Origin of the sequence: Psychrobacter sp. TAE2020 (assembly GCF_018919485.1) — a bacterium.
GTDB lineage: Bacteria > Pseudomonadota > Gammaproteobacteria > Pseudomonadales > Moraxellaceae > Psychrobacter.
Genome location: NZ_JAHLMU010000001.1, coordinates 1,914,825 through 1,938,595, shown reverse-complemented (window position 1 = coordinate 1,938,595; position 23,771 = coordinate 1,914,825). Strand labels below are relative to the sequence as shown.

The 23,771-nt window shown below is 41.3% G+C and carries 16 protein-coding genes; 13 read left to right on the top strand and 3 right to left on the bottom strand.

Translation table 11 applies throughout. From position 1 onward, the window contains the following. Nucleotides 1-62: 62 nt before the first annotated feature. Nucleotides 63-392, bottom strand: coding sequence for a hypothetical protein (locus KPY62_RS07865; protein WP_216581509.1), 330 nt, complete (start codon nt 390-392; stop codon nt 63-65). A gap of 461 nt (nt 393-853) precedes the next feature. Next, a complete protein-coding gene (gltA, locus tag KPY62_RS07860) occupies nt 854-2,149 on the bottom strand; it encodes a citrate synthase (protein WP_216581508.1) in 1,296 nt (431 codons plus the stop codon). 1,018 nt (nt 2,150-3,167) lie between these two features. Between gltA and sdhC the strand changes: the two genes are divergently transcribed. The 13 genes from sdhC to KPY62_RS07795 all read left to right on the top strand — a co-directional run bounded on the left by sdhC (nt 3,168) and on the right by KPY62_RS07795 (nt 22,017). Beyond that, entirely contained in the window at nt 3,168-3,557 is a 390-nt protein-coding gene (gene sdhC / locus KPY62_RS07855) for a succinate dehydrogenase, cytochrome b556 subunit (protein ID WP_201621585.1), read from the top strand. Between the two features lie 20 nt (nt 3,558-3,577). After that, nucleotides 3,578-3,964, top strand: a complete 387-nt coding sequence (gene sdhD / locus KPY62_RS07850; protein ID WP_324033937.1) for a succinate dehydrogenase, hydrophobic membrane anchor protein — start codon at nt 3,578-3,580, stop codon at nt 3,962-3,964. Between the two features lie 193 nt (nt 3,965-4,157). Further along, on the top strand, nt 4,158-6,008 hold the full coding sequence (gene sdhA / locus KPY62_RS07845) for a succinate dehydrogenase flavoprotein subunit (protein WP_216581506.1): 1,851 nt from the start codon (nt 4,158-4,160) through the stop codon (nt 6,006-6,008). A 181-nt stretch (nt 6,009-6,189) separates the two neighbouring features. Then, nucleotides 6,190-6,900, top strand: coding sequence for a succinate dehydrogenase iron-sulfur subunit (locus tag KPY62_RS07840; protein ID WP_216581505.1), 711 nt, complete (start codon nt 6,190-6,192; stop codon nt 6,898-6,900). 1,033 nt (nt 6,901-7,933) lie between these two features. Beyond that, a complete protein-coding gene (locus KPY62_RS07835) occupies nt 7,934-10,801 on the top strand; it encodes a 2-oxoglutarate dehydrogenase E1 component (RefSeq protein ID WP_216581504.1) in 2,868 nt (955 codons plus the stop codon). 297 nt (nt 10,802-11,098) lie between these two features. Beyond that, nucleotides 11,099-12,337 carry a 2-oxoglutarate dehydrogenase complex dihydrolipoyllysine-residue succinyltransferase gene (odhB, locus tag KPY62_RS07830; RefSeq protein ID WP_216581503.1) on the top strand — a complete coding sequence of 413 codons (1,239 nt, stop codon included), beginning with the start codon at nt 11,099-11,101 and terminating at the stop codon, nt 12,335-12,337. A 236-nt stretch (nt 12,338-12,573) separates the two neighbouring features. Then, nucleotides 12,574-14,022 (top strand): dihydrolipoyl dehydrogenase, encoded by a 1,449-nt coding sequence (gene lpdA, locus KPY62_RS07825; protein ID WP_201621591.1) that lies wholly within the window; start codon nt 12,574-12,576, stop codon nt 14,020-14,022. 159 nt (nt 14,023-14,181) lie between these two features. Further along, entirely contained in the window at nt 14,182-15,348 is a 1,167-nt protein-coding gene (gene sucC / locus KPY62_RS07820; RefSeq protein ID WP_216581502.1) for an ADP-forming succinate--CoA ligase subunit beta, read from the top strand. 136 nt (nt 15,349-15,484) lie between these two features. Continuing rightward, complete coding sequence (gene sucD, locus KPY62_RS07815; protein WP_216581501.1) at nt 15,485-16,360, top strand: succinate--CoA ligase subunit alpha; 876 nt, start codon at nt 15,485-15,487, stop codon at nt 16,358-16,360. Nucleotides 16,361-16,483: 123 nt separating this feature from the next. Further along, nucleotides 16,484-17,575: a UDP-glucose 4-epimerase GalE gene (galE, locus tag KPY62_RS07810; protein ID WP_216581500.1), complete on the top strand. Its 1,092-nt coding sequence runs from the start codon at nt 16,484-16,486 to the stop codon at nt 17,573-17,575. A gap of 163 nt (nt 17,576-17,738) precedes the next feature. Then, entirely contained in the window at nt 17,739-18,611 is an 873-nt protein-coding gene (locus KPY62_RS07805) for a UTP--glucose-1-phosphate uridylyltransferase (protein WP_216581499.1), read from the top strand. Nucleotides 18,612-18,626: 15 nt separating this feature from the next. Continuing rightward, on the top strand, nt 18,627-20,321 hold the full coding sequence (pgi, locus tag KPY62_RS07800) for a glucose-6-phosphate isomerase (protein WP_216581498.1): 1,695 nt from the start codon (nt 18,627-18,629) through the stop codon (nt 20,319-20,321). Between the two features lie 337 nt (nt 20,322-20,658). Then, a complete protein-coding gene (locus tag KPY62_RS07795; RefSeq protein WP_216581497.1) occupies nt 20,659-22,017 on the top strand; it encodes a UDP binding domain-containing protein in 1,359 nt (452 codons plus the stop codon). A 128-nt stretch (nt 22,018-22,145) separates the two neighbouring features. Here KPY62_RS07795 and KPY62_RS07790 read toward each other — a convergent pair whose 3' ends face one another. Continuing rightward, a complete protein-coding gene (locus KPY62_RS07790; protein WP_216583246.1) occupies nt 22,146-23,660 on the bottom strand; it encodes a phosphomannomutase CpsG in 1,515 nt (504 codons plus the stop codon). Between the last annotated feature and the right edge of the window lie 111 nt (nt 23,661-23,771).

The window sequence follows — 23,771 nt, the reverse complement described above, 5'->3', positions numbered from 1 at the left end:
AACTTATGGACTATAGTTCGGTTATTAATATACTATTTAATATCAAAATACTATCTATACTTTTATTCATTTTTTAAAAAATTAACAGAGTCATCATAATAAGTCATGTCAATTAATTGATTAGCATTTTTAGGTAATGTATTTGAAGATTGATCAGTAATATCTCTATCGCCAAAATTATAACTCATACCGAGAAGCTGCTTTTCACATTTGATACACTGATATTTATTACCCTTTATACCAATAGGAATTGCTATAGATTTACAAGGACAATTAACATTGTGCTCTTTTAAAAGCTTTACGTTTATAAGCATTGGGTCACTAATATCACTCTTATAATTTCCTTTGGGTTTATAACTGAATGCCGATCGAAGCCTTTTAGTGAAATCCATGAGAACCTTATTGAAACTGTTGTTTTACTTAAGTTTACTGTATGCTCTACAGACCCTGTAAATTAGACTACATCCTATACCTAATATGAGCTTAATGATAACAATTATTATGCCAATATCATTGTGAAGCTGCAGAATAATGATAATAATGAAACCCTAAAATCGCTTAGAAACACCACTTACTAACTCAGCATCAACAGTATTTATTACAATTAGTTACTCAATATACGGCTGTAAGTATTGCTAGCAAAGCTATATGCATTTTGCAGATTACAGGCAAGAGTATATTATTGAGGGTCAAATAAGTGCAGCTTTAAGCAGATAATGGTTATAGTCTTAGTCAAATAGATACTTAAATAAAAGTAATTAACAATATCATTGGTGCACATTACAGACCCAAAAAATCCCGCACATGGCGGGATTTTCTGACTGAACAATAGATTTAATAGAAAGTAATAGCCTTACTTACGATCTTTAACTTCTACGAAGTCACGATGAGTCTCACCAGTGTACAACTGACGCGGACGACCGATTTTGAACGGTGCGCTATGCATCTCAAGCCAATGACTGATCCAACCTGAAGTACGAGCTAATGAGAAAATAACTGTAAACATTGAAGTTGGAATACCAATGGCTTTTAGAATAATGCCAGAGTAAAAATCAACGTTTGGATACAAGTTACGCTCGATGAAGAACGGGTCTTCTAAAGCGATTTTTTCTAGAGCCATAGCCAATTCAAGCTTAGGATCGTTAATACCTAGTGCAGTAAGTACTTCATCACAAGTCTCTTTCAATACTTGTGCACGTGGATCAAAGTTCTTGTAGACACGATGACCAAAGCCCATTAGTTTCACTTCACGGCTTTTTACTTTTTCCATAAAGGCTGGGACGTTTTCTACTGTACCGATCTCATCCAGCATCTCTAGTACTGCTTCGTTAGCACCACCATGTGATGGGCCCCAAAGTGCAGCAATACCAGCAGCAATACAAGCATAAGGATTTGCGCCCGTTGAGCCGGCCAAACGTACGGTAGAAGTTGAAGCGTTTTGCTCATGATCAGCATGCAAAGTAAAGATTTTGTCCATGGCTTTGGCGATGATTGGATTAACCTTGAAATCAACGTCAGCAGGGGTAGCAAACATCATGTAAACGAAGTTTTCAGCATAATTCAAATCATTACGCGGATACATAAAAGGTTCGCCTTTTGAGTATTTATAACTCATAGCAGCAAGGGTTGGCATCTTTGCAATCAAACGAATAGCAGTAATTTCGCGATGATGCTCATTATCGACATCTAAGCCTTCATGATAGAACGCTGATAAAGCACCGACGACACCAACCATGATAGCCATAGGATGTGCGTCACGACGAAAACCTTCGAAGAATTTACGTAATTGATCATGTACCGCTGAATGCTTACGAACTTTTTCGTAGAAATCTGCTTTTTGCTCAGCATTGGGCAGTTCGCCATGAACAAGCGCATAGGCTACTTCTAAGTATTCAGCGTTGTTAGCCAATTGATCGATAGGGTAGCCGCGATATAGTAATTCGCCTTTACCACCGTCAATAAAAGTTATTTTTGATTCAACAGGAGCAGTGACCTTAAAACCAGGATCATAAGACCAGTAGCCGGCTTCTTGTAAAGCAGCAATATCTAGAACCGGGCGCCCTAAAGACCCCTTGATAACAGGAAATTCATATTCCTTACCGTCTACATTTAGTGTGGCGTTATTATTAGCTTTGATGTTATCAGCCATAAGTTCCTCTCTATTGGTTTTACATTATTAGCATAAAATACTGGCGATATATGATTATTGCATCATGGCCAGATAAACGAACAAACGAACAAACTTAACTATGCTTAGATTGAAGCTATATTAGCAGTAAAGAGTAATGGTTTGAAAAGACTTTTACTAGTAAATCCTCTGATTCACGTAGTTTAATGGGCTTTGCAGCTACTAATTTTTGTATCAAAATATGTCTACTTAGTAATTTTAACTGTTTTCTAATGTTAACCAATAGCCAAAAAATCCTCTTTAGCTAAATAGCCATGCCATATAATTAGTAACATTTTATCAGTTATTATAACTATTATTAAAGCTAACATAGACAGGACATGCTCAACAGCGAAACACTGAAGCAATAATTTACCGTGAAGGACGTATAATAGTAGCGGTTAAATTTTCTAAATCTAGACTATTTATTATTCTCTAAAGTATATTCGGTATTTAGGGGATAAATTTGTATTTCAGGCATAAGCATTTTATAATTAGCATAATTTGGCTGATACTAAAGCTGCGCAAATAAAAAGTATCTAATTGAGATCTAATACTTTATTTTAGCTTGTTAGTAATCGCTGTAAAAACTCATACTTTGTTACGATTAATTGACTAATTTATAGCTTTAACAACGGTTTACGTCTTGAATGTTGAGTCCGATTATCCTATTTTAATAGTGCTGGCTATTTAGTCCTACTTAACAAAAGATGACAAATATAAGTTATCTTTTTTGCGTTAAAGAGCATAGACAAAATTTAATTAACACTATCATAGAATGGTCACTTAATAATAAGGACTGTCATGAATATTAGATTAGTTCTGCTGATTATTCATGATGAGTTAAAGTACTGCTTATAGATAAATTAGACAAAGTTAATTTGCGTAAAGTTAGTAAAGTCAGCTAGCTCTTCCTTATTTTATTCGTCCTGTGTAGTGTTAAGTGTGTTGGTAGACGATTATCAAACCATAAGCAGCTACCGGATATAACCACAAAAGGATGCCCGCTGTGAAAAGCAACCGCCCCATAGATCTGCCTTTGAGCCAAGTGATTAGCGTCAATGCAAAATCGCCTATTGCCGTAGCTTCAATTCTACATCGCGTCTCTGGTATTGTTTTATTTTTACTTATTCCTGTCATGCTTTGGCTATTACAGACTTCGTTAGCCTCGCCTGAAAGCTTTGAGACCGTTTTTGATAACGTTCTTGTGCGTTTTGTGGCTTGGATATTCGTCGCCGCTATTGCTTATCATTTTGTGATGGGTATGAAGCATTTATTAGCTGACATGGGTATGAATGAGAGTTTAAAATCTGGCCGTACAGCTGCTGTTGTTGGTTTTGTTATCGCCGCGATCCTGATTGCCGCGTCATTTGTATGGGTGATGTTCTAATGATCAAAAATGATTCAGGAATTAAAAGCGCCACTGGTTTAACTGGCTCAGGATCACGCGATTGGATAGTGCAACGTTTCGGTGCTGTAGTATTAGCGCTCTATAGTGTCGTGCTGCTAGGGTTCTTTTTGACTCACAGTGATGTCAACTTTGTTGAATGGTCAGCTTTTATGACTAGCTTGCCAATGCGTTTATTTAGTTTAGTAGCTATCATTGCACTTGCTGGCCATGCATGGGTAGGGATGTGGACGGTATTTACTGACTATATTACTACCAATAAAATAGGATCAAAAGCTACTGGTTTGCGTCTGATCTTACAAGCTTTGATGATAGCCGCTATTTTAGTTTATGTATTCTGGGGCATCATGATCTTTTGGGGTAATGGCTTCGGGGTCATTGCGGTTTAACTTTACTGGTTAGAAATATTTTTAATGTATAAATAGTTATGGACTGCCAAGTCAAATTTATTGAGGATGTAGATGTTTAAAAGCAACTACGCAATACCATATAAGTAAATCAGCATAAGCAACTTGGTAAATATATTATTTGGTAGCCCGTGTATTGACTCCGCAAGCATTAACAAGCATTAGGAAAACCGTAATGGCAACTAGACAAGATAATACTATCAGCAATATAAAAACCCTAAATTACGATGCGATTATCGTTGGTGGTGGCGGGTCAGGTATGCGTGCCTCATTACACCTAGCTGAAGCAGGTATGAATGTTGCGGTACTTACCAAAGTATTTCCAACACGCTCACACACTGTCGCCGCTCAAGGTGGTATTGGTGCTAGTCTTGGCAACATGAGTAATGATAACTGGCATTTTCACTTTTATGACACCGTCAAAGGTTCAGATTGGTTAGGCGATCAAGACGCTATCGAGTACATGTGCCGCGAAGCACCAAAAGTGGTTTATGAGCTTGAGCATATGGGTATGCCGTTCGATAGAAACGAAGATGGTACGATTTATCAGCGTCCGTTTGGTGGTCATACTTCGAACTATGGTGAAAAAGCCGTACAACGCGCTTGTGCAGCAGCTGACCGTACTGGTCATGCAATGCTACATACGCTATATCAAAAAAACCTTGAACAAGGTACACAGTTTTTTATCGAGTGGATTGCGCTAGATTTGATTAAAGATGAAGCCGGTAACATTAATGGCGTTATTGCTCTTGAACAAGAAACCGGCACAGTTGCAGTATTTCAAGCCCCTATTACGGTGTTAGCAACTGGGGGTGCTGGTCGTATCTTCGCCGCCTCTACTAATGCTTATATTAATACTGGTGACGGTATTGGCATGGCGGTTCGTGCTGGTGTGCCCCTGCAAGACATGGAATTCTGGCAGTTTCACCCAACGGGTGTTGCCGGTGCCGGCGTACTGTTAACTGAAGGTTGTCGCGGTGAAGGCGCTATCTTACGTAATAAAGATGGTGAAGCTTTCATGGAGCGTTATGCTCCAACCGTAAAAGACTTAGCGCCTCGTGATTTAGTTTCGCGCTCTATGGATCAAGAGATTAAAGAAGGTCGTGGTTGTGGCCCTAATGGCGACTATATCGTGATGGACATGACGCACTTAGGTGTGGAAACCATTATGAAACGCTTGCCATCAGTGTTCGAGATTGGTAAAAACTTCGCTAACGTTGACATCACTAAAGAGCCTATTCCAGTTATCCCAACCATTCATTATATGATGGGAGGTATTCCTACTACTATCCATGGCCAAGTGATCACTCCTGATCTAGAAGCAGGTACTGATGAAGAGGGTATGTATACTAAAGGCACTGTAGTTAAAGGTCTTTATGCTATCGGTGAATGTGCCTGTGTAAGTGTGCATGGTGCCAACCGTTTAGGGACTAACTCACTGCTTGATTTATTGGTCTTTGGTCGCGCTGCGGGCAAACATATCGTTGACGAATATCATCATGCCGATCATACCTACAAACCACTTGATCCGCACGTGCTTGATTTTACCGTTAACCGTTTAGACAAGCTACAACAATCTACTGAAGGCTACAATGCACAAGATGTGGCTGATGAGATCCGCGAAATCATGCAGAAGCATGCTAGCGTATTCCGTACGCAAGCTATGATGGATGAAGGGGTTGAAAGAATCTTAGCGCTAGGGGATAAGATCGACCAAATCCACCTTACCGATAAGTCACAAGTGTTTAATACTGCGCGTATTGAGGCCTTTGAGGTAGCTAACTTATACGAAGTGGCTAAAGCTACTATGGTATCAGCAGCTCATCGTCATGAAAGCCGTGGCGCACACAGTGTAGCGGATTATGATCGCCCAGAAGATGATGATTATGCACCAAACGGTCGTAACGACCATGATTGGATGAAGCATACCTTATGGTATTCTAAAGATAATCGAGTGGTTTATAAGCCGGTTCGCACTGTACCCTTGACCGTAGATTATATTGAGCCAAAAGTTCGCGTCTATTAATATCAAGCGTCAACTGATTAGCAGATAAGTAATTATTCATTATTCATTTATTAAAAGATGACCGCCAGCTACAAGTTTATGCCAGCGCCGTGCTTTTATTGATAAGCCTATTGATAAAAGCAGGCGCAAAGATAAAGCAATTCTTGTACGCTCGCCCTCACTTAGTGTGGAGTTTAGTATTATGAGCAGAGGTACTCGCACCATCGAAATTTATCGCTACGATCCTGACAAGGACGCAGCACCACGTATGCAGAGTTATACGATTGAGCTATTAGATTCTGATCGTATGTTACTTGACTTGTTATTACGCCTAAAAAAGCAAGATGAAACTATTACCTTCCGTCGCTCTTGTCGTGAAGGTATCTGTGGCTCTGATGGTATGAACATCAACGGTAAGAACGGTTTGGCTTGTTTGCTGAATATGAATACTTTACCTGAGAAAATTACTATCCGTCCACTTCCAGGTTTACCAGTAGTGCGTGATCTAGTCGTCGATATGAACCAGTTCTATGAGCAGTATGAAAAGGTTCATCCTTACTTAATCAACGATCAGCCAGCCCCACCAACTGAGCGTCTACAGTCGCCTGAACAGCGTGATAAACTTAACGGTCTTTACGAGTGTATCTTATGCGCTTGCTGTTCTACTAGCTGCCCATCATTCTGGTGGAACCCTGATAAATTCTTAGGTCCGTCAGCCCTGTTGCACGCTTATCGATTTGTAGCAGATAGTCGTGATAATGATACTCAAGCCCGTTTGGCACGTTTAGATGATCCGTTCAGCTTATTCCGCTGCCGTGGTATTATGAACTGTGTATCAGTATGTCCTAAGGGTTTAAACCCCACGCAAGCGATTGGCCATTTGCGTAATATGCTAATCGACCAAGCAGGGTAGTGTATAGCCAATAGTTGTTAGCAACAGGCAATAAAAGCTAGCTAACAAAAGACATATAATAAAACACCGTCAGTAAGCTGGCGGTGTTTTATTATATGACCTTAAGTAAAGTATTTTAAAAGGTGAAAATCTGGCCTAGTTAGTTATTGGCAGCTAGCCATCGGAGTTGACTGGTTCTCTAAGAGTCAGCTAGAGTACAAGTGACGAGCTTAGTTATCTACACTAGTAGCTACTATGACTACTATCTATCTGCTTGTAATTTTATAATAGCGTCACGTTGATAGCCTGTAAAAATCTATTTTCCCTAATTAATCAACAATGGCTAGTAAAATGCTGATTTTCTACACAATATTTATGATTATGACAAATAGCTAAAATAATATAGCTAATTAAAGACACTATTTTTATAATAGCTGTAAAAACATGCAAATAAAAATGTTATCATAGTCACCGTGCTCAATATGAAGGCTATAATGGATATTTATTACATAAATACCTAGTATTGAACAAACAAACTACCTCAGGTAATTTTTGCATGTTACCCTAAGCAGCAATGTATGTTTAGCACAAAAACAGCGTATATTGATCAAGGAAGGACTTTTGCAGCAGGAAATAGCTGATCTATCGGCTAGCTGAATACCTTAACTATCTACCAATTATTTATCAAAGTTATATTGAAGTTACGATGCTAGCTCATCAAGGTTTTAATAGTGAGCTATGATAATAGGGTTAGATATTAATCTATTAGTTATGGCTGCTTTTAGTATATAGCAATCAATTTTGTGAAACGAGGCTGAAAACAAGACCGGACGTTCACAATTAATGATAACTATAAACTTAGTAGTAACTGGTTTGATGTGTTTATTAGTAAAATAATCATCAAAGTAAGTAACCACATAGCCACGATAAGCAACTACATTCCGAGCAACTACTTTCTGATGGTATACGCCAACTGTCCAAGTGCCTAGCATATGACGGATCACACAACAATAAGCACAATTCCATTCATTTATCTATCAAATAGACGATTATTATGAATAGCATAACTAAACAAGTAACTGATTCAGGACACACTGAACTCGCTGCTGACAACGCCCTTTATATTGAATCCCTCTACGAGCAATTCCTAACCGACCCTACTAGTGTCGATAAGGATTGGCAAGACTACTTTAAACAGTATCAATCGCCAAATGACGCTCATCATAACGCTATCAAAGATCAGTTTTTATTATTAGCTCGCAACCAAACAGCTAATAAAGGATCTGTTGCGTCTACTGATGGTGCAGCTGCTAGTACTGCACACCGTGCTGACCCTAAGCAAATGGGCGTTCAACAGCTTATTTCTGCTTATCGTCGTCGTGGTCATCGTTATGCTCAGCTTGATCCTTTAGGGTTACATCCACGTCCGGAAGTTGAAGACTTAACGCTGGCTTATCATAATCTAGCAGAGTCTGATTTGGATACGATATATCCTACTAATGATTTAAATATTGGTAAGAGTGAAGCGTCGTTACGTGAAATTATTGAAATCATGGAACGCGTCTACTGCCGTTATATCGGCGTAGAGTACATGCATGTCACTAGTAGTACTGAAAAACGCTGGATGGAAAAGTATCTTGAATCTAATTTGGGCCATATCGAATTCGATAAAGAAAAACGTTTAGCTATACTTGAGAGTTTGACAGCAGCTGAAGGCCTAGAAAAATATCTAGCGCGTAAATATACTGGGGTGAAACGTTTTGGTCTAGAAGGCGGCGAGAGCTTCATACCAGCAGTCAATGAAATCATCCAACGTGCTGGTAGCTACGGTACTAAAGAGATGGTCATCGGTATGGCGCATCGCGGACGTCTTAACCTGTTGGTTAACGTTTTGGGTAAAAACCCAGCTGACCTGTTCGATGAATTCGACGGTAAAGTGCAGCCAGAAAAAGGCTCCGGTGACGTTAAGTATCACAATGGTTACTCGTCAAACGTGATGACTCCAGGTGGAGAGGCGCATCTAGCTTTAGCGTTTAACCCATCACATCTTGAGATTGTTGCTCCAGTACTAGAAGGCTCAGTACGTGCCCGTCAAGTACGTCGTAACGATACTGATGGTAACTTAGTATTGCCTATCGTAGTTCATGGTGATGCGGCGTTTGCTGGTCAAGGCGTAGTGCAAGAGACCTTCCAGATGTCACAGACTCGTGCTTATACTACGGGTGGCACGCTACATATCGTTATTAATAACCAAGTCGGCTTTACTACTAGCCGTCAAGAAGATGCACGTTCGACAGAATACTGTACTGACGTTGCAAAAATGGTTCATGCGCCTATATTACACGTGAATGGCGATGACCCTGAATCAGTAGTATTTGCCTCACAATTAGCGTTAGATTATCGCCATGAGTTTGGTAAAGATATTATTATTGATTTGTTCTGCTATCGTCGTAATGGTCATAACGAGGCCGATGAGCCGTCAGCAACTCAGCCTTTGATGTATGCCGTTATCAAAAAACTAGCGACTACTCGTACTATCTATGTACAAAAATTAGTTGCAGCGGGCGTGATAAGCGATGCTGAAGCTACCAAATACGAAGACGAATATCGTGAATCGTTAGATCGTGGTGAATACGTAGTAAACGCTTTAGTCCTTGAGCCAAGCGAAGAGTTATTCGTTGACTGGACCCCTTATCTAGGCCATGAGCTACAAGATGATTGGGATACTAGTGTCGATATAGAGAAGCTTAAAGCTTATGGCCGCAAAATGGCTGAGATGCCTGAAGGCTATACTTTACAACGCCAAGTTCAAAAAGTTGTTGAGCAGCGTTTAGCGATGCAAACTGGTACAGAGCCATTGAACTGGGGAGCGGCTGAGACTTTAGCTTATGCTTCTTTAGTTGATAACGATGATATTATGGTGCGTATCACTGGTGAAGATGTGGGTCGCGGTACTTTCTCTCATCGTCATAGCGAACTGTATAACATCACTGATGGCAGTATGTATGTGCCACTAGCTCACATGAGTGAGAAACAAGCACGCTTTGCTACTTATAACTCTTTACTATCAGAAGAGGCGGTATTAGCTTTTGAGTATGGTTATGCGACTACGGTTCCTAATGCTGTAGTTATTTGGGAAGCGCAGTTTGGTGACTTCGTCAATGGCGCGCAAGTGGTTATCGATCAGTTCATCGCTAGCGGTGAGACTAAATGGCAGCGCGTTTGTGGTCTGACTATGTTATTGCCACACGGCTTTGAAGGCCAAGGCCCTGAGCATTCTTCAGCACGTCTTGAGCGTTTCTTACAGTTATGTGCCGAAGACAACATGCAAGTAATCACCCCAACTACGCCAGCGCAAATATATCATGCGTTACGTCGCCAAGGTGTCCGTCCTATCCGTAAGCCACTGATTGTAATGTCGCCAAAAAGCTTGCTACGTCATAAGCTGGCCACTTCAGAACTAGAAGAGCTGGCTAATGGTAAGTTTGAGACAGTATTGCCAGAGATAGACAATCAAGATGCTAGCAAAGTAACGCGTTTGGTACTTTGTGGTGGTAAGGTTTATTATGACCTACTAGAGCAGCGTCGTGCTTTAGGTCTTGAACATGTGGCTATCGTCCGTATCGAGCAATTGTATCCGCTACCAGAAGCACGCATGGTTGCTGAGATCGAAAAATATAGTAATCTTGAAGAAGTAGTTTGGACGCAAGAAGAGCCATTGAACCAAGGCGCTTGGAATTACTTAGCACCAAATATGTTCCGTATCGTAGTACCGCATCCAACTAAAGCGGAACTTATGAGACCGGTAGCACGTCCTGCTAGTGCAGCTCCTGCAACGGGGTCTGCAAAACTGCATATCCAGCAGCAGCAAGCTCTAATTGCTGGCGGTCTTGGCATAACAGTCGATCAACTGGCTAAATAGTTAAAAAACTTTGAATGACAGTGGTCAGCGTTCTATATAAAACGTTGGCCACTGTTGCTCAAATTATTAGCATTTATAGTATTGGTAAAAATAACACTAGTATCTAAAGTATTAATATCGAGTATTTAAAGCATTAGTATTATTTAAAGCATTAGTACTATTTAAAGCATTAGAATATAGCAGCATCCGTATCAGGCGATAACAGTCAGCCGCTAACTATTTATACTAGTTATTCGCGCTAACTGCCTATCACGACTTTATAATAAATAGTAATATCTAAATCTAAGGAGTATATCGATGGCTGAAATTAAAGCCCCCGTGTTTCCAGAATCGGTTGCCGATGGCACAATCGTTGAATGGCACGTCACCGAAGGTCAACAAGTTAATCGTGACGACCTATTAGCTGAAATCGAAACTGACAAAGTAGTACTAGAAGTAGTTGCGCCAGATAATGGTGTAGTCACTAAAATCGTCAAGCAAGTTGATGATACTGTATTGTCTGACGAAATTATTGGTGAATTTGAAGCTGGTGCTACTGCCAGTGCAGCACCAGCTGTAGATCCAAATCTACCAGCTGCTCCTGTACAAGAAAAGCAAGCAACTGATGGCGGCGAGCCAGTACAAGCTACTGCTAACACCAGTGGCCCTGAAGCTGATCATAAAGATCAAAGCCCAGCAGTACGCAAAGCAGCAAAAGAGTCTGGCGTTGATCCAAAAGACGTTGAAGGCAGTGGTCGTGGTGGTCGAGTTACCAAAAGTGACATGAGTAGCCCAACCCTGAAAGCTGATAGTAGTATCAAAACTGACAGCGGCCAACCAGTTGCTGAAGCCGGCGCACGTAGTGAAAAACGTGTTCCTATGACCCGTCTACGTAAGACAGTTGCGAATCGTCTGCTAGCGGCTTCTCAAGAAACGGCTATGTTAACTACGTTTAACGAAGTCAACATGAAGCCATTGATGGAACTTCGTGCTCAATACAAAGATCGTTTTGAGAAGCGTCATGGTGTACGTTTAGGCTTTATGTCATTATTTGTCCGTGCGGCTACTGAAGCGTTAAAACGTTTCCCAGCAGTCAATGCTTCATTAGATGGCGATGATATCGTTTATCATGGTTACTATGATATCGGTGTTGCTGTATCATCAGATCGTGGTCTAGTAGTACCAGTACTACGTGATACTGATCAGATGAGCATGGCTGATGTCGAAAGCCGTATCCGTGAGCTTGGTGGCCTAGCGCAAAAAGGCAAACTAGGTCTAGAAGATATGATGGGTGGTACTTTCACTATCTCTAACGGTGGCGTATTCGGTTCATTGATGTCTACTCCTATCTTGAACCCACCACAAACTGCTATCTTAGGTATGCATGCTATCAATGACCGCCCAATGGCAGTTAATGGTGAAGTTAAAATCTTACCTATGATGTATTTAGCATTGTCTTATGACCATCGTATGATTGATGGCAAAGAAGCAGTACAGTTCTTAGTAACCATTAAAGAATTGGTCGAAGATCCATCACTGCTACTACTAGATTTGTAAGCTTATAAGCTTGTATTGGCTAACGCTGATACAAGCTTTTTAGTTATGATCTATGCTACAACCAGTCTACTTTAGGCTATAAAATCATCTTAGTTATTCTGCAATACTCATTATGATAAATCAGTGTTACCGCCAATCTTTGGCGTATAAGTCATAGATTTGTCGCGACGGCGCTAGAGTCAATAACTCAGATAATTACTATCATTTAAGCTATAAATAAAATATGGAAATCCATTATGAAAGACAATTATGATCTAGTCGTTATCGGCGGCGGTCCTGGTGGTTACGTAGCTGCTATTCGTGCAGCTCAACTAGGTATGAGCGTAGCTTGTATTGAAAAACGTATTTATAAAGGCGCGCCAGCACTTGGCGGTACTTGTTTAAACGTTGGTTGTATCCCTTCAAAAGCTTTGTTAGATACTTCACATCGTTATGAAGCTACTAAGCATGACCTTGACGAGCATGGTATCAGTACTGGTGACGTTGCTATTGATATCGAAACGATGATCGGTCGTAAAGAAGCTATCGTTAAGCAGTTGACTGGTGGTATTGCCGCTTTATTCAAAGGTAATGGCATTGACTGGCTACAAGGTTGGGGTACTTTACTCGACGGTAAGGGTAGCGATAAAAAAGTTAAGTTCACAGCTGAAGATGCTGCTGAGTCTACTATTACTGCTAAAAACGTTATTCTTGCTTCAGGTTCTATCCCTATCGATATTTCAGTGGCCAAAACTGATCATGATCGTATCGTTGACTCAACCGGCGCCTTAGATTTCACCGAAACGCCTAAGCGTTTAGGCGTAATCGGTGCTGGTGTTATCGGTCTTGAGCTAGGTTCTGTATGGCGTCGTCTTGGTAGTGAAGTAGTAGTGTATGAAGCACTACCTAGCTTCCTAGCAGCTGCTGATAAAGACATGGCTAAAGAAGCGGCCAAAATGTTCAAAAAGCAAGGCCTTGATATCCGTGTTGATACCAAAGTTATTAAAGCTGAAGTTCAAGGTGATGAAGTTGTGGTCACTAGTGAAAACAAAGGCGAGTCATCAGAGCAGCGTTTTGATAAGCTAATCGTTTGTGTTGGTCGTCGTGCTTATTCTGAAAAATTGCTAGGTGATGACAGCGGTATTAAACTGACTGAACGTGGCCTTATCGATGTCGATGATCAGTGTAAGACTAATCTTGATGGCGTTTATGCTATCGGTGACTTAGTACGTGGTCCAATGCTTGCGCATAAAGCTTCAGAAGAAGGCGTAATGGCTGTTGAACGCATCCATGGCGAAAAAGCACAAGTTAACTATGACACTATTATTAATGTCATTTATACTCATCCAGAAATCGCTTGGGTAGGTATGACTGAGCAAGAAGCTACTGAAGCAGGTTTCGAAGTGAAAACCGGTTCATTTAGCTTAGCGGCTAATGGTCGTGCCTTGGCTCAAAGTGAAGCTGAAGGTTCTATCAAAGTAGTAGCTGATGCTAAAACTGATCGCTTGCTAGGTATGCATGCTATCGCTGCTGGTGCGGGTGATATCGTCCATCAGGGTATGATTGCGATGGAGTTTGTTTCTAGTATCGAAGACTTGCAGTTGATGACGTTTGCTCATCCAACTATATCAGAAGCAGTGCATGAAGCCGCTCTATCAGCGGATGGCCGTGCTATTCATACTATCCAACGTAAAAAACGTAAGTAGAGCATAATCTGCTTATATGAAGTACCGATTATCCCAGACAGTGCTGAAGCGCTCACTATTATCGTAGTGCTTCAGTAGCAGTAGTAAGTGCACTAGATGGATACTAACGTGCAGTTATTTTCACTTTTTATTAATTGTAAAAAATAAAGGATACAATCAATGAATTTACATGAGTATCAAGCAAAAGAGCTATTAAAAAGCTACGGTTTGCCGATCCAAGAAGGCATTATTGCCTACAGTGGCGACGAAGCAGCAGCAGCTTTTGACAAAACCCCAACGGATATCGCGGTTATCAAAGCGCAAGTACATGCTGGTGGCCGTGGTAAAGCGGGTGGCGTTAAATTAGTTAAAACTCGTGAAGAAGCTAAGCAAGTTACTGATGAGCTTATCGGTACTAACTTAGTTACTTTCCAAACTGACGCTGATGGTCAGCCAGTCAACTTCGTATTGGTTGCAGAAGATATGTACCCAGTACAGACTGAGCTATATCTTGGCGCCGTTGTTGACCGTTCTACTCGTCGTGTTACCTTTATGGCATCAACCGAAGGTGGTGTTGATATCGAAGAAGTAGCTAACGAGACTCCAGAAAAAATCTTTAAAGTTAGCGTTGATCCTTTAGTAGGTCTAATGCCTTATCAAGCGCGTGAAATTGCGTTTAAATTGGGTCTAGAAGGCAAACAGATCAATCAGTTTGTAAAAATCATGACTGGCGCTTATCACGCCTTTGTTGATAACGACTTTGCTTTGCTTGAAGTTAACCCGTTAGCTGTTCGTGAAAATGGCGAGATTGTCTGTGTTGACGGTAAAATCGGTATCGATTCAAACGCACTTTATCGTTTACCAAAAATCGCTGCTCTACAAGATAAAACTCAAGAAAATGAGCGCGAGCTAAAAGCAGCTGAGTTTGACCTAAACTATGTGGCTTTAGAAGGTAACATCGGTTGTATGGTTAACGGTGCTGGTCTAGCAATGGCTACCATGGACATCATCAAATTGTATGGCGGCAAGCCTGCTAACTTCTTGGACGTTGGCGGCGGGGCAACTAAAGATCGTGTTGTTGAAGCTTTCAAGATTATTTTGGAAGACAGCAGCGTTGAAGGTGTTCTAATCAACATCTTCGGTGGTATCGTACGTTGTGACATGATCGCAGAAGCTATTATCGCTGCTATCAAAGAAGTTGACGTAAAAGTACCTGTTGTTGTACGCCTAGAAGGTAACAATGCTGAAAAGGGTTCAAAAATTCTAGAAGAATCTGGTCTGAAACTTATTTCAGCTCAAGGTCTTGCAGACGCTGCCCAAAAAATTGTCGATGCTGTTAAAGCCTAAGCTCCTAAACGCTTAAGCAAACGAGCATAGTAGTCAAAGCGTAATAGCGGCCGTTCAATAGGGTAGTTATCAATATTTAGTAACGCTCTATATGAAGGGCAGCTATTACAAGACAACCGCATACAAGGAATAAATAATGAGTGTATTAATCGATAAAGACACCAAAGTATTGGTGCAAGGTTTTACCGGTAAAAACGGTACGTTCCATTCTGAACAAGCTATCGAATACGGTACTAAAGTTGTTGGTGGCGTAACGCCAGGTAAAGGCGGTCAAACGCATTTAGGCTTACCAGTATTTAACACTATGGCTGAAGCTATGGAAGCGACTCAAGCAGACGCTTCTGTAATCTATGTACCAGCTCCATTCGTACTAGATTCAATCATTGAAGCTATCGATGCTGGCGTTAAGCTAATCGTAGTAATCACTGAAGGCGTACCGACTATCGATATGCTAAAAGCCAAGCGTTATCTTGAAGAAGCTGGTGATGTACGTTTAGTTGGTCCTAATTGTCCAGGTGTTATCACTCCAGGTCAGTGCAAAATTGGTATCATGCCAGGCCATATCCATTTACCAGGTAAAGTGGGCATCATCTCACGCTCTGGTACTTTGACTTACGAAGCGGTAGCTCAAACTACTAAGCTTGGTTTTGGTCAGTCAACTTGTATCGGTATCGGTGGTGATCCTATCCCTGGTATGAACCAGATTGATGCGTTAAAACTATTCCAAGATGATCCACAAACTGAAGCTATCATCCTGATCGGTGAGATCGGTGGTACTGCTGAAGAAGAAGCAGCTGCTTACATCAAAGACCATGTTACTAAGCCAGTTGTTGGTTACATCGCTGGTGTTACTGCTCCTGAAGGCAAGCGTATGGGTCATGCTGGCGCTATCATTTCAGGCGGTCAAGGTACAGCTGAAGAGAAATTTAAAGCTTTTGAAGATGCAGGTATCGCTTATACGCGTGATCCTTCTAAACTTGGCGAAAAGCTTAAAGAAGTTACTGGTTGGTAATATAGACTTTAGTCTATACCGCTAATCTATGTAGCTAACTACTAGAACTCTGTTGAAAAGCATCTAAGACATCCCTACAATGGGGTGTCTTTTTTTTATTCAAAAATTGCTCTAGGTGATAATATGCAGCAGAAAATATTAGTAACAGGCGGTGCAGGCTATATCGGCTCACATACTTGTATAGCGCTGCATGAAGCAGGCTATGGCATTGTTGTTTATGATAATCTAACCAATAGTAGTCGCGAAGCTATTAATCGTGTTGCGCAGCTTATTGATGCTCCTATCGAGTTTATCGAAGGCGATGTGCGTAATGCTGAGCAGCTTCGAGAAGTGTTCGCCGCGCATCAGTTCTTCGGGGTGATTCACTTTGCAGGACTCAAAGCCGTTGGTGAGTCAGTTGCCAAGCCGTTGATGTATTACAATAATAATGTCAGTGGCACTATTACTTTGCTGGAAGTGATGGCAGATTATAAGGTTAAAAACTTAGTGTTCTCATCCTCTGCTACAGTATATGGTGATCCTGAAACCTTACCTATCGATGAAAGCTCGCCACGTTCTTGTACTAACCCTTACGGTCAAAGCAAGTTAATGGTTGAACATATCTTAGAAGATTTGGCAGTATCTGATGATGATTGGAACTTAGTAACGCTTAGGTACTTCAATCCAGTAGGCGCGCATATATCCGGTCAAATTGGTGAAGATCCTAATGACACCCCTAATAATCTGATGCCGTATATCTCGCAAGTGGCTGTAGGTAAGCTTGAAAAGTTAAGTATCTTTGGTAATGATTACCCTACTGTCGATGGTACAGGGGTTCGCGATTACATTCATGTGGTTGATTTGGCAGCAGGTCATGTGGCAGCTTTGCAGTATCTAGAGCAGCAAGCCGACTTAGCAACTAACGATTTAGCAACTAACGATTCGGTAACCAACAGTTCGGCGATCAACACTTCAGTAGGCTTTTTACCTATTAACTTAGGTAGTGGCAAAGGCAGCTCAGTATTAGAGCTAGTCACTGCTTTTAGTGAAGTAACGGCTCAAAGCGTTCCTTATCAGTTTGCGCCCCGTCGCGCTGGTGATATTGCTAGTTGTTATGCCAGTGCAGACAAAGCCAAAGCGCTATTGAATTGGCAAGCCCAGCTCTCGATTACTGATATGTGTGTCGATACTTGGCGTTGGCAGAGTATGAACCCTAATGGCTATTGCCCGACTTAACTTTTATTAGCTGATCTTTATTAGATAGCTTTTATTGAAAAGCTTTTACCAGATAACTTTTTCAGAGAGTTTTATCCAATAAGCTTGCACCACCAGTTATAAATAGTAATTGACTATCAGTTATCATTCTAATTGATCTTATTTTTAATGTAGCCTAATACTTATGAAAAAAATTACTCACGCTGTTATTCCGGTCGCCGGCTTCGGTACCCGTATGTTGCCTTTGTCTAAAGCGGTTCCTAAAGAGCTATTGCCACTAGGCAATCGTCCTGCTATTCATTACGTAGTCGAAGAAGCTATCGCTGCTGGTATCAAGCATATTGTGTTAGTGGGTCATGCGCAAAAAAGTGCGATTGAAAACTATTTTGATATCAATGCCGAGCTTGATAATCAGTTGCGTCATAAAGGTAAGGATGAGCTAGCCGATAGCTTAAACTGGCTACCAAAAGATGTGACCATATCAATGATACGTCAAGGCCAAGCTTTAGGCTTAGGCCATGCAGTATTAGCCGCACGACCGATCATTGGTGAGCATGATTTTGCGGTATTGCTACCTGACGTGGTATTAGATCCGTTTACTACTGATCTACAGAGCGATAATTTAGCTTTTATGCTCAATGAATTTACTCAGAACGGCTATTCACAGATACTAGTCGATAAAGTAGCTGATGAAGAAGTGTCTAAATATGGGATAGCTAAACTCAGCGCTGATACCAATTTTGAGGACATTACTACTGATATTACTACCGTTAACGCTAGCTTTAAAGTAGCGGGCTTTGTAGAAAAACCTAGCCTAGCGGATGCTCCTTCGCGTTTAGCGGTTGTTGGCCGTTATGTGTTTAGCAATCGAATTTTTGACTATTTAGCCAATACTAAGGCCTCCGTCGGTGGAGAAATTCAGTTAACAGATGCTATCGATGCGCTAATTAGTCAGCAAGGTGTTGAAGTGACTACTATGTTGGGCAATAGCTATGATGCTGGCGATATGCAGTCTTATATGCAAGCCTTTATCTATTTTGCTCAACAACAACTATAAGACGATAAATAGCCGATGAATAATTCACTATCTGATAGTAACGACTTAGCTAGCAGTGAGATTAACAATATCCATCCTAATGCCCGTGGCTCTAAGCACTGGGTAGCTCTGCAACAGCTTGCTGAGCAGCCTTTATCATTGGCGGCGTTGTTCGCTCAAGACCAGACTCGTACTCAACGTTTTAGTACCCAAGCGGGTGCGCTTTATATGGATTATAGCAAGCAGGGTATCACTGATGAGGTGCTCGCAGGCTTGCTCAACTTAGCCAACAGCTGTGATTTAAACGCTCGTATAAAAACCCTTATGCAAGGGGCGATGGTTAACACTAGTGAAGAGCGTGCGGCATTACACACAGCGTTGCGCTTGCCAGAAGAGGCCAAACTGCAAGTAGGCAACCAAGATGTGGTGAGTGACGTCCATAATAGTCTAGCGCAAGTAGCCCGCTTATCACAGCGTATTCGTAGCGGTAACTGGCGTGGATTCTCTGGTAAAGCCATTACTGATGTAGTCAACATCGGGGTCGGTGGTTCTGATTTAGGGCCATTGATGGCGGCTACGGCCCTTGATGAGTGGGCCGATACTGAGATCAATGTGCACTTTGTGTCGAACATGGATGGCAGTCAACTTGATAATTTGCTTAAACGCTTAAACGCCGAAACTACCTTGTTTATTATTTCTTCTAAGTCTTTTGGTACGGTTGATACGCTGTCTAATGCTAAGACTGCTCTATCTTGGTTGTTAGCTACGGCAACCCTACGTGCTGGTACTCAAGATAGTGTATTGCGTCGGCATTTTATTGGTATATCGGCTAACAGCGCTAAGATGAGTGCTTGGGGTATCCACCTTGAGAATCAGTTGCAGTTATGGGATTGGGTCGGTGGTCGCTTCTCTTTATGGTCAGCAATTGGCCTAGCTATTGCTGTTCGTATTGGCATGCCTCAATTTCGTGAGCTATTAGCCGGTGCGCACAGCATGGATATGCATTTTGCTACTGCTGACTTTTCCGATAATCTCCCAGTGTTGTTAGGCTTACTTGCGGTTTGGAATAGTACTTTTTTACATATTCATGCGCATACGGTATTGCCTTATGACGGGCGGTTGGGTTATTTACCTAGTTACTTAACTCAGCTAGAGATGGAAAGTAATGGCAAGTCGGTCACTCATGGCGGTGAGCATGTGGACTATGATACCTGTCCTATCTTATGGGGTGAAGTTGGCTCTAACGCCCAGCATGCTTTTTATCAGCTGTTGCATCAAGGTACGCAGCATGTTTCCTGTGATTTTATAGCCTGCGTGCGTCACTATAGTGATGAAGCACAGAACGCATCGTTACAACATCAACATGAGTTATCATTAGCTAATTGCTTGGCACAAAGTCGAGTGCTAGCATTTGGTAACGCTGCGGTGGCTAATGTCACCGATAGTTGTGAAGCGGATAAATACAAGCACTATCGTGGTAATCAGCCGTCGACTACTTTGTTGATAGATGAGCTTACGCCGCACAGCTTAGGCTCTTTAGTAGCGCTTTATGAACACAAAGTTTACGTGATGGCCAGTATTTGGGATATTAATCCCTTTGATCAGTGGGGCGTTGAGATGGGTAAGCAGATGGCCGAGTCGGTGTATCATGCGCTACAAGATAATAGTATCAGCAGCCCTTTTGATAGCTCTACTAATCAGTTACTGGCACATATTAGACAGCTTTCTTAGAGTGTGTGTTCACTACAGAAAATTATTATTTAACCCCATTAAAATGGCTATATTTTGGCCACGGTTTGCAAGTTTATAGCCAATAAGGTGCGGTTATTGCCTACAAAACTTTCTTTGAGCCGCAGGAATATAGCTTGTTTTTATCCTTATAACTCAGTTGAAGATATCCTTTATTACTAGCAGTAATACTTTTATTAGTATTTTTAATACTGCTTTTAGTACTATTCTGATTAAATATAGCTAAGGTTTATGCCAAATTATATCAGTTGTTAAAGCTGTATAAGTTATCTGCATAATAGTAGCTATTCATGTAATAAAAATACAAAAAGGTAGCATTATGCCCTCTGATTCCACCCAAAACTCTACAGCTTATGATGCTGAAAACTCAAAAGTATGCGTTATTATTGGTCATGATATTGAGGCCATTACTAGCGCCGTAGTGCTGGCAAGTTTAGGTCGAAGTGTGCATTTATATGCGGACAGAAAAATATTAAATCAGCAATTACAACAGTATGGCTTTGAGCATCATCTGCAGGCATTGTGGCAGCTGTATACTCAGCAGCAGCAAATTATTAGCCAAGACTTACCTGAGAGTGCGGATCAGCTAATTAAACGCTATGAGCAAGTGGCTACTACTGATAACACTCATACCCCAGTAGCACTGTACTGGTTATTTTTAGATAGTATCAAGCCTGTCTGGTCGGATGATCACTGGTTAATGGCTTTTAATCATAGCCAACAGCAAAACTTACCAATTATTATCAGTGCTATCGAGCCATTAGGCTATATCCCTGCGCTGGCTGAGCGCCTACAACGGGCGTGGGTGTACTATATACCTTTTGTATTTTTACAAGATGGCGAGGCTTATAGCTCCATGTTGACCCCTTCGCTTTGGTTGCTCGGTGAAAAAACCGCAGATAGTAGCCAGCATCTATTAGCACTACAGCCATTAATTCAACATGCTCAAGTTCATCATCATGCTGATATTGCCACTATAGAGTTTGCGCGTAGTAGTATTATGGCGATGCTAGCGACGCGCGTCAGTTTTATGAATGAGATGTCGCGTTTGGCAGATAGTCACCGAATCGATATCCAAAAAGTCAGTAGTATTATGGGGCTTGATGCGCGAGTCGGTAGTAGTTATCTGCAGGCTGGCTGGGGGTTTGGTGGTAACACTCTACCTAAAGAGCTTGATAAGCTACAGTGCTCCGCTCGAAATAATAGTGTCAGTATGCCCTTACTACAGTCGGTTATGCATATTAACGAAGACCAAAAAGAGCTCATATTCCGCAAATTTTGGCAGTATTTCGATGGCTTTATCGATGACAGGACCGTGATGATTTGGGGAGCTAGTTATAAACCCGGCTCAGGACGCACAGCAGGCTCAGCGATACATCCTTTATTAGAGTTGCTATGGTCTTATAATATACGCACTATCATTTATAGCGATAAGGCCAAGAGCGAGCTTGCTGAGCGTTATCGTGAGCAGCCTCTATTAGAGCTGGTAGACAGCCCTTATGAACAACTTAATGCTGCGCAAGCCGTGTTCATCATTACCTTATCGCCACAGCATAGACTCGATGTGGCGCAGCTTAATCACCAAGCTATCCCTATATTTGATGCTCAAAATGCGCTTTCACGCGCTCAGATTGATGCTTTAGTAGGCGGTTATGTGGGTATCGGCCGTACTAAGTAAGCGCGGAAAATGGTTATGATATAAAATTTTGATTAATAAACTATAGCAATCCATAGCAAAAAAAACGCCTATCAATCTAGAGTTGACAGGCGTTTTGTTACTATAAACCATAGCTTATAGAGAATAGCTTAAGCCGGGACCGCCCCTTGTAAAGCTAACCATTGCTGAATATCTTGAGTTTTGCTTGCTAATAATTTCTCGTCGCCACGAGTTTCAATGTTCAACCGAATCAAGGGTTCGGTGTTAGAAGCGCGCAAATTGAAACGCCAGTCCTTAAAGTCAAGACTTAAGCCATCAAGAGTCGACTTGGTACGCATTTGGCTACTGAATTTTTCTTCTATATCATTGATGATAGTTGTCGCATCATGTGTAGTGAGATGAAAATTCAATTCGCCTGAGCTTGGGTAAGCTGCAATGTAGCCAGTGACTAACTGTGAAAGGGTTTTGCCAGTAACTGATAACAGCTCAATGGTCAATAACCACGGAATCATGCCGCTATCACAATAAAAGAAATCACGGAAATAGTGATGTGCTGACATCTCACCACCATAAACAGCGCCGGACTCGCGCATCACTTGCTTAATAAACGAATGTCCCGATTTACTAATAACCTTTTGTCCATTATGAGCGTTAATCACCGCTTCGGTATTATAAAGTACCCGTGGATCATAAACGATAGACTCACCCGGATACTTATTTAAAAAAGCTTGCGCCAGCATACCGACTATATAGCTACCATCAATAAACTCACCGTTTTCATCGAATAAAAAGCAGCGGTCAAAATCACCATCAAAAGCTATACCTAAATCTGCTTTATGCTCGACAACGACCTGTTGAGTGGATTGTCTATTGTCCAAAATCATAGGGTTAGGAATACCATTAGGGAAGCTACCATCAGGCTGATGATGCAACTTAATGACTTTGATCGGCGCGCCAGCTTGCATCAGTTTGTCGACCAACAAATCTACTACAGGTCCTGCACTGCCATTACCTGAGTTAATAACTAAGGTCAAAGGCTGCAATTTGCTGGTATCAACAAAGCTCATTACATGATCTATATAAGCGCTTTTATCGGTTAATAACTGCCGCTTTCCTAGCTGATAGTTTGCGCCTTGTTCATTGCCAGTAGTAAATCGACCAGACTCAGCCAATGCTTGGATCTCAGCTAGACCATCGTCGGCACTAATAGGCTTTGAGTGTTCTTTTACCAATTTTAACCCATTATAATTGATAGGGTTATGACTAGCAGTCACTTCGATGCCCCCTAGCGCTTGATAATGGCTAGTAGCAAAATACACTTCTTCGGTCCCAGTCATACCTAAATCTATTACATCAATACCAGCGTCTAGGATACCAGCGATAGCTGCCTGCTTAAGGTGCTCACTAGAGTCACGAATATCACTGCCGATAACAATAGCCGGTTTGAGTTGTTTTAATTCATTATTATTAGTCCCGTCATCAGTAGCATCAACGCGCTCAGATAGAATCTGCGCAAAGGCACGGCCAATACGATAAGCAATATCTTCATCCAAGTTGACCCCAAGCTCACCACGAATATCATAAGCCTTAAAGGAATCAATAGTAATAGCTGTAAATTCAGTATGGGGAGAAGTATAGCTTACAGAAGTAGCACTATCAGACATAGACATGGCTAGAAGATTCCTTGAGTTAGAGCAGTAAAGTGGCTATAAAAATAACAGTTATGAGTATAAGGTAGTAAATATTAAATGATACACTAACTGATGAATCAATAG

Bases quoted from the DNA above. Each gene is read 5' to 3' on its own strand.
- KPY62_RS07865 (WP_216581509.1), bottom strand. From the start codon at position 392: ATGGATTTCACTAAAAGGCTTCGATCGGCATTCAGTTATAAACCCAAA.
- gltA (WP_216581508.1), bottom strand. From the start codon at position 2,149: ATGGCTGATAACATCAAAGCTAATAATAACGCCACACTAAATGTAGAC.
- sdhC (WP_201621585.1), top strand. From the start codon at position 3,168: ATGCCCGCTGTGAAAAGCAACCGCCCCATAGATCTGCCTTTGAGCCAA.
- sdhA (WP_216581506.1), top strand. From the start codon at position 4,158: ATGGCAACTAGACAAGATAATACTATCAGCAATATAAAAACCCTAAAT.
- KPY62_RS07840 (WP_216581505.1), top strand. From the start codon at position 6,190: ATGAGCAGAGGTACTCGCACCATCGAAATTTATCGCTACGATCCTGAC.
- KPY62_RS07835 (WP_216581504.1), top strand. From the start codon at position 7,934: ATGAATAGCATAACTAAACAAGTAACTGATTCAGGACACACTGAACTC.
- odhB (WP_216581503.1), top strand. From the start codon at position 11,099: ATGGCTGAAATTAAAGCCCCCGTGTTTCCAGAATCGGTTGCCGATGGC.
- lpdA (WP_201621591.1), top strand. From the start codon at position 12,574: ATGAAAGACAATTATGATCTAGTCGTTATCGGCGGCGGTCCTGGTGGT.
- sucC (WP_216581502.1), top strand. From the start codon at position 14,182: ATGAATTTACATGAGTATCAAGCAAAAGAGCTATTAAAAAGCTACGGT.
- sucD (WP_216581501.1), top strand. From the start codon at position 15,485: ATGAGTGTATTAATCGATAAAGACACCAAAGTATTGGTGCAAGGTTTT.
- galE (WP_216581500.1), top strand. From the start codon at position 16,484: ATGCAGCAGAAAATATTAGTAACAGGCGGTGCAGGCTATATCGGCTCA.
- KPY62_RS07805 (WP_216581499.1), top strand. From the start codon at position 17,739: ATGAAAAAAATTACTCACGCTGTTATTCCGGTCGCCGGCTTCGGTACC.
- pgi (WP_216581498.1), top strand. From the start codon at position 18,627: ATGAATAATTCACTATCTGATAGTAACGACTTAGCTAGCAGTGAGATT.
- KPY62_RS07795 (WP_216581497.1), top strand. From the start codon at position 20,659: ATGCCCTCTGATTCCACCCAAAACTCTACAGCTTATGATGCTGAAAAC.
- KPY62_RS07790 (WP_216583246.1), bottom strand. From the start codon at position 23,660: ATGTCTGATAGTGCTACTTCTGTAAGCTATACTTCTCCCCATACTGAA.